Annotated in this window: 14 protein-coding genes; 8 read left to right on the plus strand and 6 right to left on the minus strand. The window is 45.5% G+C overall.

The features are described 5' to 3' along the window. The first annotated feature begins 188 nt into the window (after positions 1–188). The 3 genes from ON006_RS26805 (at position 189) to ON006_RS26815 (ending at position 3,248) form a co-directional block, all read left to right on the plus strand. Positions 189–1,652, plus strand: a complete 1,464-nt coding sequence (locus ON006_RS26805; RefSeq protein WP_244821261.1) for a M28 family peptidase — start codon at positions 189–191, stop codon at positions 1,650–1,652. Between the two features lie 77 nt (positions 1,653–1,729). After that, complete coding sequence (gene ispE / locus ON006_RS26810) at positions 1,730–2,539, plus strand: 4-(cytidine 5'-diphospho)-2-C-methyl-D-erythritol kinase (protein ID WP_244821262.1); 810 nt, start codon at positions 1,730–1,732, stop codon at positions 2,537–2,539. A gap of 73 nt (positions 2,540–2,612) precedes the next feature. Beyond that, on the plus strand, positions 2,613–3,248 hold the full coding sequence (locus ON006_RS26815) for a cytochrome c oxidase subunit 3 (protein WP_310590202.1): 636 nt from the start codon (positions 2,613–2,615) through the stop codon (positions 3,246–3,248). 92 nt (positions 3,249–3,340) lie between these two features. Here ON006_RS26815 and ON006_RS26820 read toward each other — a convergent pair whose 3' ends face one another. The 5 genes from ON006_RS26820 to ettA form a co-directional block, all read right to left on the minus strand. Beyond that, positions 3,341–4,921 carry an OmpA family protein gene (locus tag ON006_RS26820; protein ID WP_244821263.1) on the minus strand — a complete coding sequence of 527 codons (1,581 nt, stop codon included), beginning with the start codon at positions 4,919–4,921 and terminating at the stop codon, positions 3,341–3,343. A gap of 18 nt (positions 4,922–4,939) precedes the next feature. Further along, positions 4,940–5,536 carry an LOG family protein gene (locus tag ON006_RS26825; protein WP_244821264.1) on the minus strand — a complete coding sequence of 199 codons (597 nt, stop codon included), beginning with the start codon at positions 5,534–5,536 and terminating at the stop codon, positions 4,940–4,942. Positions 5,537–5,582: 46 nt separating this feature from the next. Beyond that, positions 5,583–6,965, minus strand: coding sequence for a UDP-N-acetylmuramate--L-alanine ligase (locus tag ON006_RS26830; RefSeq protein ID WP_244821265.1), 1,383 nt, complete (start codon positions 6,963–6,965; stop codon positions 5,583–5,585). Positions 6,966–7,044: 79 nt separating this feature from the next. Beyond that, the gene (locus ON006_RS26835; RefSeq protein WP_244821266.1) at positions 7,045–9,249 is read right to left on the minus strand and encodes a T9SS type A sorting domain-containing protein; all 2,205 of its coding nucleotides are present in this window, start codon (positions 9,247–9,249) and stop codon (positions 7,045–7,047) included. 457 nt (positions 9,250–9,706) lie between these two features. After that, the gene (ettA, locus tag ON006_RS26840) at positions 9,707–11,374 is read right to left on the minus strand and encodes an energy-dependent translational throttle protein EttA (RefSeq protein ID WP_244821267.1); all 1,668 of its coding nucleotides are present in this window, start codon (positions 11,372–11,374) and stop codon (positions 9,707–9,709) included. A gap of 71 nt (positions 11,375–11,445) precedes the next feature. Between ettA and ON006_RS26845 the strand changes: the two genes are divergently transcribed. Next, positions 11,446–12,726, plus strand: a complete 1,281-nt coding sequence (locus ON006_RS26845; protein WP_244821268.1) for a DUF349 domain-containing protein — start codon at positions 11,446–11,448, stop codon at positions 12,724–12,726. 5 nt (positions 12,727–12,731) lie between these two features. Here ON006_RS26845 and ON006_RS26850 read toward each other — a convergent pair whose 3' ends face one another. After that, on the minus strand, positions 12,732–13,751 hold the full coding sequence (locus ON006_RS26850; RefSeq protein ID WP_244821269.1) for a LacI family DNA-binding transcriptional regulator: 1,020 nt from the start codon (positions 13,749–13,751) through the stop codon (positions 12,732–12,734). A gap of 283 nt (positions 13,752–14,034) precedes the next feature. Here ON006_RS26850 and ON006_RS26855 point away from each other — a divergent pair, with 283 nt between their 5' ends. From ON006_RS26855 to ON006_RS26870, 4 genes are all read left to right on the plus strand, one after another. Further along, entirely contained in the window at positions 14,035–14,646 is a 612-nt protein-coding gene (locus ON006_RS26855) for an RNA polymerase sigma-70 factor (protein WP_244821270.1), read from the plus strand. A 139-nt stretch (positions 14,647–14,785) separates the two neighbouring features. Beyond that, positions 14,786–15,976: a mannonate dehydratase gene (gene uxuA, locus ON006_RS26860; protein ID WP_244821271.1), complete on the plus strand. Its 1,191-nt coding sequence runs from the start codon at positions 14,786–14,788 to the stop codon at positions 15,974–15,976. A 39-nt stretch (positions 15,977–16,015) separates the two neighbouring features. Then, on the plus strand, positions 16,016–17,443 hold the full coding sequence (gene uxaC / locus ON006_RS26865) for a glucuronate isomerase (protein ID WP_244821272.1): 1,428 nt from the start codon (positions 16,016–16,018) through the stop codon (positions 17,441–17,443). A 159-nt stretch (positions 17,444–17,602) separates the two neighbouring features. Further along, positions 17,603–18,598 carry a sugar kinase gene (locus tag ON006_RS26870; protein WP_244821273.1) on the plus strand — a complete coding sequence of 332 codons (996 nt, stop codon included), beginning with the start codon at positions 17,603–17,605 and terminating at the stop codon, positions 18,596–18,598. The last annotated feature ends 11 nt before the right edge of the window (positions 18,599–18,609 follow it).

The raw sequence follows: 18,609 nt of genomic DNA on the forward strand, positions 1-18,609 counted from the left end.
CTCAGGAATTTACGTGATTTTGAACCAGTGGCTAAGAAAGAAGTTTTGTGTAGAAAAAATTCTGTATTTTGAGAAAGATATTGAATCTGTTGGAATCTATTTAAGGTCTAATTTGTGTTTAACTTGCGTCGCTTAAATGTCTCTACGGATATTTAAGCCGGTATTAATGACATCCTTTATCAGGAACTATGAGAAAAGTTGTACAAGTTGTATTGATTGGTGGTTTTGTTGTTTTGTTTGCAGGATTTCGTGCTAATGACAAAAAATGGGAAAAGCCGTTTTCTCGTTTGGACAATGAGGTAAGGAAAAATAGTAGAGCCTATCAAACTCTAGGCGATGCTACAAAGTCAATCGGGCACCGCTTAACGGGAAGTGTGAACGGTGAAAAAGCGGAAGAGTATGCTTTCAAACTGTTGAAAAGCTACGGTTTTACCGATGTGGTTTACCAGCCTTTTGAAGTGGAAGCCTGGATGCGTGATACCGTGACACTATCCATTGCACCAGGCAGCAGCGACAATTTCAGAGATGTCCCCGTTGTATCATTGGCGCACTCGCCTGTCGAATCGAACCTGCAAGGGCAGATTGTAGATGTGGGCAATGGACTGGAAGAGGATTTTGAATTAATGAAAGAAAAGGTAAAGGGTAAAGTAGCCCTTGCCAATATAAATCTGGTCGGTGTTACCGGTAAGAAAAACCTTCACAGGTCGGAAAAAACGGCCCTTGCCATTAAGTACGGCGCTCGCGGCGTGATTATGGTTAATGGTGCCCCGGGCAAGATATTGCTGACTGGAACGGCCTCGGTAACCGGCGCTATTATCTCCATTCCGGCTGTTTGTATTTCGAACGACAGTGGCAATGAAGTGAGAAAATGGATCAAGGAAGAAGGCCCATTGGAAGCGCATATTGATATGCACAATATCTCAAAACCGATCAAAGCAAGGAATGTTATTGCGACATTGAAAGGTAAATCAGACGAGAAAGTGATCATCGGGGGCCATTTGGATTCATGGGACCTTGCAACCGGTGCCATTGATAATGGAATCGGATCTTTTGCGGTGATGGATATTGCGAGAACGTTCAAGGCACTTAAACTTAAACCTGAGCGTACAATCCAGTTCGTCTTATTCATGGGAGAGGAGCAGGGCTTGCTAGGCTCAAAGCATTTTGTCAGTGAACTTAAAAAGTCTGGAAGTATTGACAAGATAGCCTATATGATGAACCTGGATATGACCAATGATCCCAAGGGCGTGAATGCATTCGGAAGAGAGGAAATGAACGAGTTCTTCGCAGGGGTTGGGAATGCGATTCACCATGTGGACGAAACTTTTAAAAATGAAACTACCAATCGGGCAGGCCTTCACAGCGATCATCAGCCATTTATGTTGGAAGGCGTGCCCATAGCAGGTTTGTCGGGACATCTGGATCCCGGTGTTCTGCAATGCTACCACGCAGATTGCGACGATTTTAGTCTGGTCAACAAAGAGCAGTTTGAAAATACCGTTCGTATAGGGTCTATGTACTTATATGCGCTGGCCAATGCTGAGAATATTGCTGTAAAGAAACTTTCGGATCAGAAAACACGCGATTTCCTGATTTCACAGGGGCTGAAAGAAGAATTGGTGATTGGTCAGGAGTGGCGCTGGGAACAGTAACGAGTTAGTTTCCCGAAAGATAGGAAGTGACTCCGAGAGGTGCGTGTATCCCGGACAAGACTTAATAACAGTTTATAATGCTTGTTTTTCCAAATGCTAAAATCAACCTGGGGCTTAACATCGTTGAAAAGCGTGTCGACGGCTTTCACAACATTGAGTCCTGCTTTTATCCTGTCGGATGGACAGATGCGCTGGAAATAACGCCAGCAGGCCAGTTTACATTTCAGTCAGACGGAATTGCTATTCCAGGAAATGGGAATGACAACCTGTGCGCGAAAGCGTATCAAATGTTGGCTGTCGATTACGATTTACCTCCCGTGAAAATACATTTGTTGAAGGCGATACCCATAGGCGCTGGGTTGGGAGGAGGATCTGCCGATGCAGCTTTTACGATTAAAGCACTGAATCAGCAGTTTAATCTTCAAATTTCCCATGAAAAACAGCTCAGCTATGCACGTAGATTAGGGAGCGACTGTGCTTTTTTTATTCTCAACAAACCTGCTTATTGTTTTCATAGGGGAGATGAGTTCGAGGATGTGTCCCTTAGTCTGGCCGGGAAATGGATTGTAATGGTCAACCCAGGGGTACATATATCCACAGTCGAGGCGTATTCCGGAGTTCAGGCGAAACGAAGTGGCAAAGATTTGCGTACTGTTTTAAAGGAACCTGTTGCTTCCTGGCGCGATCAAATTAAAAATGATTTCGAAGCAACACTTTTTGTAAAATACCCTCTATTAGAGACAATTAAAAACAATTTATACAACCTTGGAGCATTCTATGCTTCGATGAGTGGCTCGGGATCAACGTTGTATGGGATTTTCGATGAGGAAAAAAATCTGAAAGAAAATTTCAGAAATTATAAAGTCTGGCAGGGTTTTCTGGACTAAATTTAATGTTTCCGAATGTGCGTGAAGGTCGGAAATAGTCGTTATATTCACCTATTGCTTTTAATGCGCGTTTTTGATTAGAATTGAAGACAGGGAAATGAGTCCAAAGCATACCACGAAATTAAAGGAAAATCCTTTTACCAAGCGACGTGAACCGTTAGGCTTCATGCTTTGGCTTGCCGTGGCCGGAAGCTCACTTCTTTTTACTTCCATCTTCGTTATTTTTCTGGTGCGCACGCACAGAGAAACAGGACATTTGATTGCATTACCTGACATGTTCTGGCTGAGTACATTGGTTATTCTGTTTAGCAGCATCACTTTGCACGAGGCAAATCTGGCCTTTACAAATGAACGGTTTCTACATTACAGGGTGTTTCTGGGCGCAACGCTGCTGCTGGGTTTCATGTTCATCCTGCTACAAGCCGGCGGATGGATGGAAATGATCAATACCGGTATTTTCAGCGGGATTAATACTTCCGAGGGATTTATCTATTTGTTGACAGGCCTGCACTTACTGCACATTCTCGTAGGCGTTGGATACCTGATTTACCTTTTCAGAAAGGCCGTCAGGAACAGGACATATGTTGATTCTTTTGTTTACAGTGTTAACCCGCCTAATCGGCTTCGGATCAAGCTTTTCACCCGTTACTGGCATTTTACCGGCGCGCTCTGGCTGGTAGTTTTTGTCTTCCTGATACTACTCTACTAGTCAAACTTTACTTGTGAACAGCTCATCATTGAAATGTTTACAAATCAGTTTTTGACTTTCAGCAGGATTTCTTCGAATGTTTTCGGAAGCGGCTATTTCTTTAGAATCCTGAATTCAACACGACGGTTCATCTGCTGACCTTCGGGAGTATCGTTTTTAGCGACAGGGACTGTCTCTCCATAACCTTTGCTACCCACGCGATCTGGTTCGATACCCTTTCCAATCAGATATTCTCGTACGGTATCCGCCCTGTCCTGTGATAATTTGAGGTTAAATTCAGCGCTACCGGTATTGTCGGTATGCCCGCCGAGTTCAATGGCCAGCGTCTTATTTTCCGTCATCGAAATGGCAATGCGATTGAGCTCGGGAAATGACTCATTATTCAGCGTTGATTTTCCCGTGGCAAAGAAAATATTGTTCAACCGTACGATCTGCCCTTCTTCGATGGGGATGAGCTTTAAGGATTTGTTTGTAATTTCTTTAAAGCTCTTTCCCTTGCCATTGGCCGTAGAATCAGTCAGATCAATATTTTCACCTTCCGCAATAAAGTCGGGAGCGACCGCACGCATGCTGTATTTGTGCCCGTAAGGTAAGATAATTTTGTACTCGCCGGTAGTTGGATTGGTGGTAGCAGTCCCAATTTCCTCCCCGTCGGCCAGATCCTCATAAATGATCGTAGCCTCTACCGGTTTACCCGTTTTGGAATCGATCACCTTCCCGCTGATCATCACGACGGGGTCTGCGGAAGGCAGGGATGCAACAGGGGCCTCGGTAGTATCGCCAACAGCCGGCTTGGGTTGCAGGTTAAACCGCACGATATCACCTTTGCCTTCGGTATCCTTGAATGAAACCATATATGCAAAATCACCGAGCGCTGAAATCGTATAATAAGCATCATAACCATCCGAATTGATAGCTGGACCAAGATTTACAGGCCTGCTCCATCGTTTCCAGGATTTGTCAATGCGTTTGCTGTAATAAATGTCATTACTGCCTTGTCCACCCTTGCGATCACTTGAAAAATAAAGTGTCACGCCATCTGGTGCTAAAAAAGGAGTGGTTTCAGTAAATTCTTCTGTATTGATCTCCGTACCAAGGTTCAATGGCTTGGACCAGGTACCGTTTTTTTGCTTAAAACTGACATACATATCGTCCGTCTTGCTGTTCTTCTTTTCGCTGAAAGACATTACCAGCACCTTGCCATCGGTAGATAAGTAACCACAGTCAAACTGTCCTTTACTGATTTTGGCATAACCCGGAATATCCAGCTTGTTGGGCGCAGTCCAGCCCCTCGTAGTCTTTTTACTGGTAGAAAAACCCCGTGTTTCGTACACCCCGTTTTTGTATGCTCCCTTGATCAGCAGCGTGTTACCGTCGGGAGTAATGCTGTAAAGACTGTTGTAATCTTCTTTGTTGATCGGAGCGGGCAGGCGCCTGGCCATCGTCCATTTATCATTTTTCAATTCAGAAAACCAGATATCCTGGCTCCCTTTTGGCCCCCGCGTATTCTGGGGATGGCTTACCCTTGAAAAATAGATCGTTTTCCCATCAGGAGAAATGATGGGGCTGATTTCGTTATATTCGGTATTGACCGTTTTTCCAAGATTTTCCAACTGGGCAGAGGCCGAGAATGAAACGGAAAAGGTGACCATTAAAAGTAATGAAATACGCATTGCTTTCCGGAAGGGTGACTAGTTATTATCTACATATAACGACCTATCCAGTGGCTTATTTTCCGGATTTTGCTGCCTGAATGTTTCCATTTTATCTAAAAGCTCCTGTGCGCTGTCAGCGACGATCAGCAGATCACGGTTTTCAGATCTCAAAAAGCCTTCTTCGACCATTTTATCTAATTGTAAAAGCAGCAGATCATAAAAGCCATTGACATTAAGCAAGCCGACGGGACCAACAAAAATTTGCAGCTGTGCCCATGTCAGGATTTCGAAAAGCTCGTCAAATGTTCCATAACCGCCCGGTAATGCAATAACACCGCTGGACATGGATACCATTTTCGCTTTTCGTTCGTGCATGGTATCGACAAAATGAAGCTCGGACAACGTTTTGTGCGCAACTTCCAGTTTGGCCAGAAAATTCGGGATGATCCCGGTCACAAATCCATTGTTATCAATGGCGCCGTCGGCCACGCGCCCCATCAGGCCCATGTTACCTCCGCCGTAAATAAGCTTGATATTTCTCTTAGCCAGTTCCCCTCCGAGAGCATAGGCTGCCTCCGCATAAAGGGCTTTTTTACCTGGATTAGAACCGCAGTAAACAACGATGGATTGCATTGGAAATATGATTTAATAAAATGTGTGGTGTTAGAATCACTTTGTTTCAGCTAAGAACAGTCTCAGCCAGGCCTTTCAGGTCCAGACCGCCAAATGTCCCTGAACTCATCAACAACAGATTGCTGTCTGTCCATTCGAAAGACTTCAAAAATGTAGCCAGCTCGTCGGAATCGGTGAATATTTTCAGGTCGTCCCTTTTGAATGCCTCGCGGATATCTTCTGCCGTGATAGGTTCCAGCCGTTTGTGCTCAATGGTCAGCGGATTGTAGTAAACAACAGCAATATCCGCCGCTTTCAGCTTTCTTCGGTATTGTTTCAAAAATGCTTTGTTAAGGCTACTGAATGTATGCAATTCTGCGCAGGCGACCAATGTGCGGTTAGGAAATTGTTCTTTTAATGCAGCTGTCGTCGCTTCTACTTTGGAAGGAGCGTGGGCAAAATCACGATAAATATTGACAGAATCGTTACTCCCCAGCAATTCCAGCCGCTTGGACGCGCCTTTAAATGATTGAATGGCCTGATAAAATTCCTCGTCAGTAATCCCTAACCTTTCGCATACTGCCCGGGCACCGCTGATATTTTTCATGTTATGGTTTCCAAATACCAACACCGGAATTTCACCCTGCTCGGCCGTAATCAGTATGGTCTTGCCATCGACGATTTCGCTCGGGTGGGCGCTGTATGGAGTATTTACCACGTCTGTCCTTTCTTTTTGGCCGATTACATCCAGCATATCATCTGTTTCATCGAATATAATGGATCCGGCTTTGGGGAGAGAATCGGCCAGGAGCTCAAATTGCTTTACGTAAGATTCCCAGGTTGGAAATACATTAAAATGATCCCAGGCGATACCACTGATCAGCGCAATGTGTGGCTGGTAATGCATGAATTTGGGTGTAGGATCGATAGGCGACGTAAAATATTCATCACCCTCTATAATGATCAACGGGGCATTCTCCGAAAGTTTCACCATGTTATCGAAGCCCTCGATCTGCGCTCCTACCAGGTAGTTAAAAATACGGTTATTATATTTCAGCACATGTAGGATCATCGAAGTAATGGTGGTTTTACCATGACTTCCGGCAATCACTACACGCTGTTTATTCTGGCTTTGCTCAAAAATATATTCGGGATAGGAATACACCTTAATGCCCAATTCCCTCGCTTTGGCCAGTTCCGGATTATCCTGACGCGCATGCATTCCAAGAATTACGGCGTCAAGATCAGCAGTGATTTTTTCTGGGAACCATCCCGAAATGGCTGGCAAGAGCTCATATTTAGCGAGACGGCTAGATGATGGCTCGTATATTTCGTCGTCAGACCCGGTTATTACGAATCCCTTTAAATGAAGTTCAATGGCAAGATTGTGCATCACACTGCCACCTATCGATATAAAATGTATTTTATGCAAAGATGAAATTTGGCTCATTGATAAAAATTAACTGATTCTGTGCGAAAGTTAGCAAGAATTGATCTTCGGGCAAATTACACCTGACGGGCTTTTTTCTTTATCGGCTGCCCTCTTTCACAAACTTGACATTTTCCTGCTCTCCATTGGTGCGGGTAAGACCAATGACATATGAACCGGACGAAAGATTCTGGACATTAATTTCAGTTTCGGGGCGGTCAGAATGATAAACTGTGATTCCCGAAACGTTCACGATCCGTACAGATTTTACATCTTCCCAGTCATTGGCCGTGATGGTAATCTTGTCCGTCGCGGGGTTCGGATAGGTCGTCACCATGGCCTCGGAATTGAAATTAATGCTAACGATCCGGCTGTACGCAAAACGCTGGTCGCGACGGTTCGCCGCGCGATCCACCATTTTCAACCGGTAAAGATTTTGCCCTTTGGCAGGATAAATGTCGGTGTATGCATAGTACGTTGTGGCGTTTTTGGTCTCACCGCTCGCTGCTACCGTTCCGATGGTCCGCCATTTTTTGCCTTCCGTGCTATGCTCTATTTTAAAACTTTCACTGTTTACTTCCTCAGAAGTCGCCCAACTGAGCAATGCAGTAGTGTTTTCTTTGACTACCTTAAAACTGATCAGCTTAACAGGTAGCGATGGTGTCGCTTCTATTGCTACGGAAGAAGATTTCGGGCTGCAGCCGCTTCGGTTGGAGGTTACGGAATAAGTGTATGTACCTGCCGTTGCCGGAGCGCTGATATTAAATGACTTAGATGTTTGATTAATGATGCCCGGGCCACTCCATGTAAAACCGGCAGCATCACATTCCTGACCGGCGCAGTTAACGCTTAACGTGACGGGACTCCCTGTAACCGGCTTGGGTTGTGAAGTATTCGCGCTGACAGAAAAATTACAGGGCAGGTAATTCGAGGTATTCCATACTTTGTCCCAATACCCAAGGTCCGTCATTTTAATGGATTTGGGCTGTAAATCTGTAACGGCAAAATTCTGTCCGCCTATTTGCTTCCACGGCTCGAAAAGAAACTGACTGGTGAACACATTTGGGAAAATATTGACGGTCACCGGGGCCGAACGCGCAGGTGGCTGATAATCCGGTTTAAGGTACAATTCTTTGCAGGCAGCAATGGCAGGGGCCACCAGCTGGATCTCATTGTCGTTGAAATGCATGGCGAGATGCAGATAATTGGTACCATGCTTGAATGCCCTCGGAAACCATTCGGCGGGAATTGCCCCGTTGATACCAGATCCACCATTGGGCTGACCGAGGTCGATCGGGTCAAATTCCAGGGCGGCTATTTTGTTGCCGTAAGTGCCTTTGATCACATCAATACCCATGATCTTTTTCCAGAGATCAAACTGGTCAGTACCGTCAGTATGGTACATTCCATCGGACAGTTCCAGGGCCAGCAATAATGTGCTGCTGTGTAAATGCCAGTTATTGCCTTGTACCGAGCCAAAATCAGAAACGAAATGCAGTACCTTAATGGAAGAATTACGGCTTTTTACGGTATCGTAAAATCCCTTAAAAAGCTTCAAAAGGCCCCATCCTGCAAACCGGTGCAGGTCGCGGCCCATTTCTGAATTGTAGTTGCCATCAGTAGGCTGTGGTGCGGAGCCGATAGGATAGCTTTGGCGGCCCCAGGTAGCATTAGCCTGGTTCGGAAATTGCAGCGGTAGGAATTTGGTACGCCACGCAGCCAGCGCCTTTGTCTCGAACATACCGGAGTAGCTGATATCATTGATGATTTTTCTGGGCATGTAAAACTCTTCGGAACCGTTGTTGCCCATCGCAACATACAAGATCCTCGAAGAATAGCCTCCAATCTGAGATAATGCATCGTTTACAAATGATAGGAACCGGCCAGTCGTGTATTCAGAAAATACTGACGGACTGGTGTGTGCGATAGCGTCACGAACGAGTACTCCGCCCGAGGTTTGTGCAATGTCGACAGTGGACAGATAAGCATCATTCCAGTAGCCGGGGCGGAGGTAAGAAAAGTGGAGGGCAACTTTAATATTAGGGTTCAGATCAAGAATGGCTTTTACAGCGAGGGCCATCTTCTGGCGCTGGTAATTGCCAAGTGTAGGCTCGTACTGTTCCCACTGTACGTGCAGCCGAACTGCCGTTACACTGGCGTCTTTTCCGTTATATTTCAGGGTTGCGAATTTCTTGATGTAGTCCCATTGACCGGGATTGATTCCGTTTGCTGCGGTGGCATCAAAGCCATATCCGGTGGTATTCAAAACAATTTCCCTTTGCCCGAAAACCTGAATGGAAAGCATGCAGGCCATTAAAAGGGCTAAATGGGTTGATAAACGCTTAAAATTAAAAATCTCTCTTGTGTAAACTGGTAGACAGTGTTCGAAGTGCATAGACTTTTTTTTCTGTTGCATATAAATTTCGGATTCTAAAACTACTACAAAAATGTAGTAGATGTACTATATTAAAATGTAGAAATTTTTGAACGCGACTTTCCCGTTTCGCAGACGTGCTTTCTGGGAATGTTTTGAGAGAGAAGTACAGGAGGTAGTTGAGAAACTCCAATGTCAGAATTTAAATTCGAAATTCAAGCCCGTGGGATCAAAAACATCATTAAAGCAAGATAATTTGGTAGAAAGGTATTATAATAAAATTATATTGCAAGAAATTGAGAAGCAATTCGAGTCTGTAATGCAAAAAAAGCGTGTTTGCTATGCGAGCAAACACGCTTTTTTTGTAGATATTATACTAGAATAGTTGCTACGCTAGTTTTTTGTACTTGATCCTTTTTGGAGTTGCTTCTGTTCCCAGGCGTTTTTTACGGTTTTCTTCGTACTCCGAGAAGTTACCTTCAAACCAATAAACCTGTGAGTCGCCTTCGAAGGCGAGAATGTGGGTAGCAACGCGGTCCAGGAACCAGCGGTCGTGGGAAATGATCACGGCACAGCCAGCGAAATTTTCCAGACCTTCTTCCAAAGCACGTAATGTATTAATGTCGAGATCATTGGTAGGCTCATCCAGCAGAAGAAGGTTTCCACCCTCTTTCAATGTCATGGCAAGGTGTACCCGGTTCCGCTCTCCACCCGAAAGCGTTCCCACTTTCTTTTCCTGATCGCCGCCGCCGAAGTTAAACCGACTGACATACGCCCTTGCATTGGATTGTTTCCCGGCGATCATGATCCAGTCATTACCGTCGGCAATACTTTGGTATACCGTTTTTACAGGGTCGAGGTTGTCGTGTTCCTGATCAACATATGCCAGCTGAACTGTTTCGCCTACATCAAAATGGCCGGTAAGCGGCTTTAATTGTCCTGTAATCAGTTTGAAAAGTGTCGTCTTTCCGGCACCATTGGGCCCGATAATTCCCACAATGCCATTAGGAGGCAATGCAAAACTCAGGTTTTCGTATAGTAACCGGTCACCGAAGCCCATGGACACATTATGTGCTTCTATCACTTTGCTGCCAAGCCTTGGTCCAGCCGGAATAAAGATTTCCAATTTGTCCTCCTTCTCCCTTCCTTCTTCACCCAGAAGTCTCTCATATGCACCCAAACGCGCCTTGGATTTTGCCTGTCGGCCCTTCGTGCCCATTCGTACCCATTCCAGCTCACGCTGTAATGTCTTCTGACGTTTCGATTCGGTTTTTTCTTCTTTTTTCAAACGTTCCTGCTTTTGTTCCAGCCAGGAAGTATAGTTGCCTTTCCACGGAATTCCTTCGCCACGATCCAGTTCGAGGATCCAGCCAGCCACATTGTCAAGGAAATAACGATCGTGGGTTACGGCAATGACGGTTCCTTTATATTGTCTCAAATGCTCTTCCAGCCAGAGTACCGACTCGGCGTCCAGGTGGTTGGTGGGCTCATCGAGCAGCAACACGTCCGGCTGACGAAGCAGAAGGCGGCACAAGGCAACCCTGCGTTTTTCCCCTCCTGATAATGTCGATACCAATGAATCAGAAGGTGGGCAGCGAAGTGCATCCATAGCTACTTCGAGCCGGTTGTCGAGATTCCACGCGTCAGAGGCGTCCAGTTGCTCCTGAACTTCGCCTTGCCGTTCCAGTAATTTGTCAAAATCTGCATCCTCTTCTCCGAAAGCCTCATTGATCTGGTCAAATTCCTTTAAAAGATTGACAATTTCCTGAACGCCTTCTTCTACAACTTCTCGTACGGTTTTGTTAGGATCCAGCTTGGGTTCCTGTTCCAACATACCTACAGAATACCCGGGAGAAAAAACTACGTCACCCTGAATATCCTTATCAATGCCTGCTATTACGCGCAAAAGTGTTGATTTACCTGAACCGTTTAAACCTAAAACCCCGATTTTAGCACCATAGAAAAAGGATAAATAGATGTTTTTAATAATATGCCGGTTGGGAGGAATGATTTTGTTAACCCCCGACATTGAGAAAATAATGGTTTCGTTACTCATTTTTTGTTTAATTTGTGCGTAACAAATATCGTTATATATCCCTACACTTAGCAGATAAAAAAATTGAAAGAATGGAAAATGCCACATTGAATGATGAATACGGCTACGTTAAAGACAGCAAAGTATTTTTAAAGGGGTATTTGGAATTCCCCGACCGGCAAATTGGAGAAGTAAAAAGGACAGAGCAGGAAGCGATAGATTATTTCAAGAATCGTTTTAACATTGTCCTTAACAAGGTGGAACAACTGGAACAGGAAATAGATGAAGCACTTAATAAGGGCTCCTATCTGACCAAGCTGATTCAATTGCAACGTAAGCTGAAAGGTTTTGATGCACTGGGGGATTTTGTCCCACTTTTGCGGAGACTGGAAGAGAAAGAGGAATATCTGAAAGGATTGATCGAGGTTAATCAATTGAAAAACCTTGAAATCAAACGCGCGCTTATTGAAGACGTGAAAGTTGCTGCTGCCGTTGATGATTACACGACGGCAACAGACCAGATACAGGAGATTAAAGCAAAATGGATCAGGACGGGTCCGGTCGAAAAAGAATTTCAGGATGAAGTGGAAACTACTTTCCAACAGATCCTGGACGATTTCTTCCAGCGTCGCCGTGATTATTTTGATGAACAGAATAAAATTAACCAGCATCGTATAGAGGAGTATGAGAAGCTGATCAAGATCACCAAGACGCTTAGCTACTCTCGTGACCTGGATGATGCATATGCGAAAGCAAGGGATGTGCGCAATGCATGGAACAATGTGGGTGAAGTCCCTCCGAAGCGCTTTTTCAAAGTCAATAAAGCTTACAGGCATTTTCTGAAGCTTTTTTATGACAAGTATAATCTCGCCAAAGGAATCGAGCCGAAAGTACGTGTTGACCCGCGTATCGTAGAGCAGCAGAAATTGCTTCAGCAGGCGGAAGTACTTTTAAGACAACAGGATATTGTAGAAGCTTCGCAGGAAGCCAAGGTTTTGCTTAGCAAATGGAAGGAGATCAAAATTCCCTTCAAAATGGCGGACAAGGAACTGGCAGAACGTTTCCGGATGGTGTGTGATAAAATATTTGAACTAAGCTACCTGGCCCGTGTGATCAGCCGTAAGTACCCGGCATTTGATCTTAAAAGTCAGGAAGAACAGTTGAGAACTAAATATCGTGAACTCGAATGGCTTGCCAAAAGAGAAAAAAGCGATCTGGAATTCGCTATACTGGAATTTGACAGAACCGCGACCGGCGATCCTGAGGTGGACAAACAAGCCGCAGGTCGTATCAACATTCAGAAACGCAAGGTGCAGATGAAAGAGCGTATCCTTTCGGAATTTGAGAGAAAACTGAAAACGATTACCGGCTAACTACGTCACCTCAATGAGGACTTATTGATAACAAGATTCGATTGCAATACCCTGGTCTCAAATTCGGCCGGGGTATTTTTGCTTTCAATGAGATCCAGCAGCAATGATGTCGCCTGTTGCCCCATTTCAAAAGAAGGCTGGGTCACTGAGCTGACGGGTGGGTCGAGGAGCGATGACATGGCCAGGTCGCAGAACCCTACTACCGCCACATCGTCGGGCATGCGGTAGCCCAGCTGCCTGAGCGCCCAATGTATACCCATCGTAATTCGGTCACTTGCCCCGAAAATAGCGTCAGGCCGCTCGCGCAGCGCCATCAGCTGATAAGTACGTTCCGTTCCGCCCTGCTGCGTGATTTCGCTGTGGAGTACCCATTCGTCCTGGAAATCAATGTTGTGTTTCCTTAATGCATCTTTGTAGCCTTCCAGCCTGAACCGGGTGATTGATACCGGTTTAGGGCCGGCAATGTGCGCGATTCGCTTACATCCCCTTTTAATGAGATGCTCCGTAGCCTCAAAAGCTCCCTTGTAATCATCCACACGTACCTTATGCGTCTGCATGGCGTCGCTTACACGGTCGAAGAAAACAACTGGAATGCCTTGTTCCTGAAGAGATACAAAATGATCAATATTAATAGACTGGCTTGAAATAGCCACGACCAGTCCGTCGACCCTGCGGGAAGCAATGTGCCTGGATGCTGAGCGTTCGCGTTCAAGCTGCTCATGGCTTTGGTAAATCATCGTGTGATAACCTCGGCTATACGCGATGTCCTCTACACCCCCGATCGCGGAGGAGTAAAACCTGTTGGCAATGTCCGGTACGATCACCCCGATCGTCTGTGTGCGGTTCTTTAGAAGGCTTATCGCGATCGGGTTAGGATAATAGTTCAGCTGCTCAGCCAGGTCTATGACTTTTTTCTTGGTTTCCTCACTGATCTCGCTGCTGTCCCTGAGCGCTCTTGAGACCGTGGATTTCGAGACATTGAGCTGCCTGGCAATTTCCTTAATCGTGATGGATACCTTTTTCATGGGATAATATGAGAATAATGCAATGTTATTATATTTTCTAGGAAATGCACCAAATGTGAATCGTTGCACAAGTTACTAAAAATCGACTCTGGTTCCGGGAAATTTTGCGCTATCGGGAACGGTTCCGGGAACGGTTGCGTAGATTTATAGCTTTTTTTCAAGATTTATTTTTGTGTATCACCGAATCAATGTTTAAACTAGGTTAATTGTTGACGAGGTCAGTATACCTTACACCACTACATATCCAGGAATTTTTCTATAATTTACCTAGCTCAAATTTTAAATGGAAGCAAGATCATTTACCAACGCATTACCATCTGTTTATTCCCAGAAAAATGTTTTGGAAAATTTGTTTGGCAGAGTGGTTACTACCGGAGATTACCATGCTTTCCGCGAGTTATTTACGCACCATTACAGGTCGCTCTGCAACTATGCCATGCGCGTGGTAGTTACCCGTGAAATTGCTGAGGAGGTTGTTTCCGATGTATTCGTGAAACTTTGGAAAAATCGTGAGCAAATAGAGGTGCACACTTCATTTCAGGCTTACATTTACAGAGCAGTGCGAAATCAGGCCCTGGACTATCTTAAACTGAGAGTCCACCGTCAGAACGAGCGTGAATCACTGGAATCGGTGCAATGGAATATGACCCACGCGGATCATTTTTCACCGGCTGAGGAAATGTCATTCAATGAATTTTACGAACATGTGGAAGGCTGCATTCAGGCGCTGCCGCGGCAATGCCAGATCATTTTCAGGCTGAGCAGAGAAGAAGGTCTACGGTACCGCGACATTGCTGAAAAGCTTGCAATTTCTGTCAAAACGGTAGAAACTCAAATGAGCCGTGCATTGAAGGTATTGCGCGAGCGCGTACCGGAGCATAGGTTGGTGGCTTGATTTACTTCGGCAGTCGGCTTTCGGCTGTCAGCTTTTTTTAGATTTTTTAGTAACAAACCATAAAATTGCTTGAAGCCAGCGGGATCGAGCTGACGGCATTGCCGACAGCCGACAGCCGATAGCCGACAGCCATAAAACAATGGCATTAGAACAAACATGGCGTTGGTTCGGGCCTGCCGATCCGGTTTCATTACAGGATATCCGCCAGGCCGGAGCAACAGGAATTGTAACAGCATTACATCACATTCCGAACGGGGAGATCTGGACCACGGAAGAAATTCAGAAACGGAAGGCCCTGATCGAAGAGGCCGGCCTTACCTGGTCGGTGGTAGAAAGTGTGCCTGTGCACGAAGCGATCAAGACTCGTACAGGCGATTTTGAAAAATACATTAGAAATTATCAGCAAAGCCTCATCAATCTCGGCCAATCCGGCATTGATACGGTTTGCTATAATTTTATGCCGATCCTGGACTGGACGCGCACGGATCTGGACGCTCCGATGAAAGACGGTTCTACCGGATTACGGTTTGATGCAACACATTTCGCTGCATTTGACCTTTATCTTTTAGACAGGCCTGAGGCGCAGGAATTGTATTCGGAAGAACAAAAGCAAAAGGCCAAAAACTGGCTGGACAATGCTTCCGAGGAAAGTGTTCAGCGACTTGTACGCAACATTATTGCGGGCTTACCCGGCTCGGAAGAAAGTTTTACGATAGAACAATTCAGAAAAGTACTGGCTACTTATCAACATGTGGGTGATCTTGAACTGAGAACGCATCTTTATCAGTTCATTCAGGCGATCGGCCCTGTGGCTGAAGAGGCGGGTATCAGGCTGGCGATACATCCGGACGATCCTCCGTATCCGATCCTTGGCCTGCCGCGCGTGGTAAGTACTGAAAATGACGCATTGCTTTTGCTGGAAGCCTATGATCATCAGACCAATGGAATTTGTTTTTGCACCGGTTCCTACGGTGTGAGACCGGACAATGACCTGAGCGGAATGGTGAGAAGACTGGGTGACCGCATTCATTTTATCCATTTACGTGCCACCAAAAGAGAGCATGACGGAAGTTTTTACGAGGCCGATCACCTCGATGGAGATGTGGATATGTATGGTGTAATGAAGGCATTGCTTTCGGAACAAAAAAGAAGAAGGAATGAAGGACGAACAGATCTGAGAATGCCTTTCCGTCCTGATCACGGACATCGCATGCTTGACGACCTTTCGGCTACCAAAAGGACCAACCCGGGCTACACGGCCATTGGACGTCTTCGCGGACTGGCTGAATTGCGCGGACTGGAATACGGAATTGAGAGGAGTAACCCTTGAATTTTAACAGAGCAATATCAATTTGAAGCTCACCTACTAATGACAACAACAAGCACCACCGTACAAAAGACTTTTATTACAGAAGATTTCCTGCTGCGCTCAGAGACCGCGCGTATTCTTTACCACGACTACGCCAAGGAAATGCCTATTATCGACTACCATTGCCATTTGCCGCCCGATCAGATCGCGGAGGACAAGCAGTTTGAAAACCTGACTCAGATCTGGCTGTATGGCGACCACTACAAATGGCGGGCGATGCGTGCGAACGGTATCAATGAGAAATATTGTACCGGCAATGGCAGCGACTGGGAAAAGTTTGAGCAATGGGCAGCCACGGTGCCTTACACCATGCGTAATCCATTGTACCACTGGACGCACCTGGAACTGCTGCGGTATTTCGACATTGATATTTTGCTGAATAAAGACTCGGCGAGAGAGATTTACGAAGAATGTAATGCAAAACTGAAACAGCCTGATTTCTCTGTAAAAAGCTTGCTCAAACGAATGAATGTCAAGGTTATTTGTACTACTGACGACCCGACGGACTCATTGCATTACCACCAGCAGATCAGTAAAAGTGGGTTAGGTATAAAAGTGTTACCCACTTTCCGTCCTGACAAATCAATGCTATTGATCGATTCTCCCGAAGAATTTAAACAATATCTCGCCAAATTATCCGAGGTATCGGGTAGTGGCACAATTGGTACTTATGAAGAACTGCTAGCTGTTTTAGGAAGCCGTCATGACTTTTTTGCGTCAATGGGCGGGAGACTTTCCGATCACGGTCTTGAACATATCTATTCCGATTTTGATGAAAAACTGGCGAAGGAAGCTTTTGCTTTGACATTGAATGATGAAATTGCAACAGCAGAACAGCGAAGCGCTTTCAAATCGGTATTGCTTTTTGATCTGGCAAAACTGGATCATGCAAAATCATGGACGCAACAGTTTCACCTGGGCGCATTGCGTAACAATAACGAACGCATGCTGCGCGAACTAGGCCCTGATACTGGCTGGGATTCAATAGGTGATTACAGCCAGGCACAGGCATTGTCCAAGTTTTTCAATAAGCTGGATTCTACCAATCAATTGGCCAAAACAATACTTTACAACCTCAATCCGGCCGACAATGAAGTATTGGCGACGATGACCGGGAATTATAATGACGGTACCGTTGCCGGTAAAATGCAATTTGGCTCCGGCTGGTGGTTCCTGGATCAGAAAGACGGAATGGAGCGGCAGATGAATGCACTTTCCAACATGGGGCTGCTGAGCCGTTTTGTGGGTATGCTGACGGATTCAAGGAGCTTTTTGTCATATCCGCGGCACGAATATTTCCGCAGGATCCTCTGCAACCTGATCGGGAACGATGTGGAAAACGGAGAGCTGCCCAATGATATTCCCTGGCTGGGGAAACTGGTGGAGGACATCTCCTACAACAATGCAAATAATTATTTTGGTTTTTGAGGTAGGTTTATATTTCACTGATATTAAAGAAAAGAATAGCCCAGACTTTTTAGGTTGTGGGCTATTTTAATGTTTAATACTTACTTTTGACTGTTTATTAATTTTATCAAAAGCCCCCGGAGAAGACGATTCTTTGGTATACGGGCATCAGTTTAAAATATGGCTCAGATTGTTTCTTTCGGAGAAGTCCTTATGCGACTTTCTACTCCCGGTTTTTCCCGTTTTGAACAAGCCCGGCAATTGAATGTGACCTATGCTGGCGGCGAAGCAAATGTTTCTACCGCGCTCGCTTATTGGGGTCATCACACTGCCCACGTAACCCGTTTTCCCGATTCTCCGATTGGAAGGGCGGCGGCTCAGTACCTTCGCTTTCATGGCGTGGATATTTCACATATTATCTATGGAGGGCCGCGTATGGCTGTTTACTATCTGGAAACAGGAGCGGCATTGCGGGGAAGCCAGATCGTGTACGACAGAGCGAATTCCTCCCTGGCGGAGATTGATCCGAAGGAAATCGATTGGGATGAGATTTTAAAAGATGCAAAATGGTTTCACTGGGCGGGCATTACCCCCGCACTTTCGCAGGGCGCTGCGGATGCGTTGCTCGACGGAATTAACGCTTCCAGGAAGAGAGGTATTACGGTATCAGGAGATATTTTTTACAGGGCTAATTTGTGGAAATATGGTAAGAAGCCTTCCGAAATCCTGCCTGAACTAACGGCCGGGACCGATATTGTGATTGCTAACAGCGAAAATATAAAAGAGATTTTTGGCATTGGAGGAAACGATTTTAAGGAATCCTGCGTCAATTTACAAAAGGCTTATCCACAGGTAAGTACGGTGGTGGATACCAAAAGGACCTCTCTCAGCGCGTCTCACAACCTGTTGAGAGCCTATCTTTGGAATGGTAAAGAATTGCTTGAAACTGCGGATACCGAAATTAACCCGATTATTGACAGGGTAGGCGGAGGCGATGCATTTATCGCCGGCTTGATCCACGGTCTGATCAGTTTTGATGACCAGCAAAGGGCATTGGAATTCGGGGTAGCGGCGTCTGCATTGAAACATACTATTGAAGGAGATGCCCTGATTTCAACGATTGCAGAAGTGGAGGCGATCAGGCAGGGAGAGACCTCTGGAAGAATCAAGCGGTAATTGTAATTGAG

The organism is Dyadobacter pollutisoli (assembly GCF_026625565.1).
Classification (GTDB): Bacteria; Bacteroidota; Bacteroidia; order Cytophagales; family Spirosomataceae; genus Dyadobacter; species Dyadobacter pollutisoli.

Bases quoted from the DNA above. Each gene is read 5' to 3' on its own strand.
- uxuA (WP_244821271.1), top strand. From the start codon at position 14,786: ATGGCATTAGAACAAACATGGCGTTGGTTCGGGCCTGCCGATCCGGTT.
- ON006_RS26845 (WP_244821268.1), top strand. From the start codon at position 11,446: ATGGAAAATGCCACATTGAATGATGAATACGGCTACGTTAAAGACAGC.
- ON006_RS26805 (WP_244821261.1), top strand. From the start codon at position 189: ATGAGAAAAGTTGTACAAGTTGTATTGATTGGTGGTTTTGTTGTTTTG.
- ON006_RS26855 (WP_244821270.1), top strand. From the start codon at position 14,035: ATGGAAGCAAGATCATTTACCAACGCATTACCATCTGTTTATTCCCAG.
- ettA (WP_244821267.1), bottom strand. From the start codon at position 11,374: ATGAGTAACGAAACCATTATTTTCTCAATGTCGGGGGTTAACAAAATC.
- ON006_RS26850 (WP_244821269.1), bottom strand. From the start codon at position 13,751: ATGAAAAAGGTATCCATCACGATTAAGGAAATTGCCAGGCAGCTCAAT.
- ON006_RS26830 (WP_244821265.1), bottom strand. From the start codon at position 6,965: ATGAGCCAAATTTCATCTTTGCATAAAATACATTTTATATCGATAGGT.
- ON006_RS26870 (WP_244821273.1), top strand. From the start codon at position 17,603: ATGGCTCAGATTGTTTCTTTCGGAGAAGTCCTTATGCGACTTTCTACT.
- ispE (WP_244821262.1), top strand. From the start codon at position 1,730: ATGCTTGTTTTTCCAAATGCTAAAATCAACCTGGGGCTTAACATCGTT.
- ON006_RS26820 (WP_244821263.1), bottom strand. From the start codon at position 4,921: ATGCGTATTTCATTACTTTTAATGGTCACCTTTTCCGTTTCATTCTCG.
- ON006_RS26835 (WP_244821266.1), bottom strand. From the start codon at position 9,249: ATGCTTTCCATTCAGGTTTTCGGGCAAAGGGAAATTGTTTTGAATACC.
- ON006_RS26825 (WP_244821264.1), bottom strand. From the start codon at position 5,536: ATGCAATCCATCGTTGTTTACTGCGGTTCTAATCCAGGTAAAAAAGCC.
- uxaC (WP_244821272.1), top strand. From the start codon at position 16,016: ATGACAACAACAAGCACCACCGTACAAAAGACTTTTATTACAGAAGAT.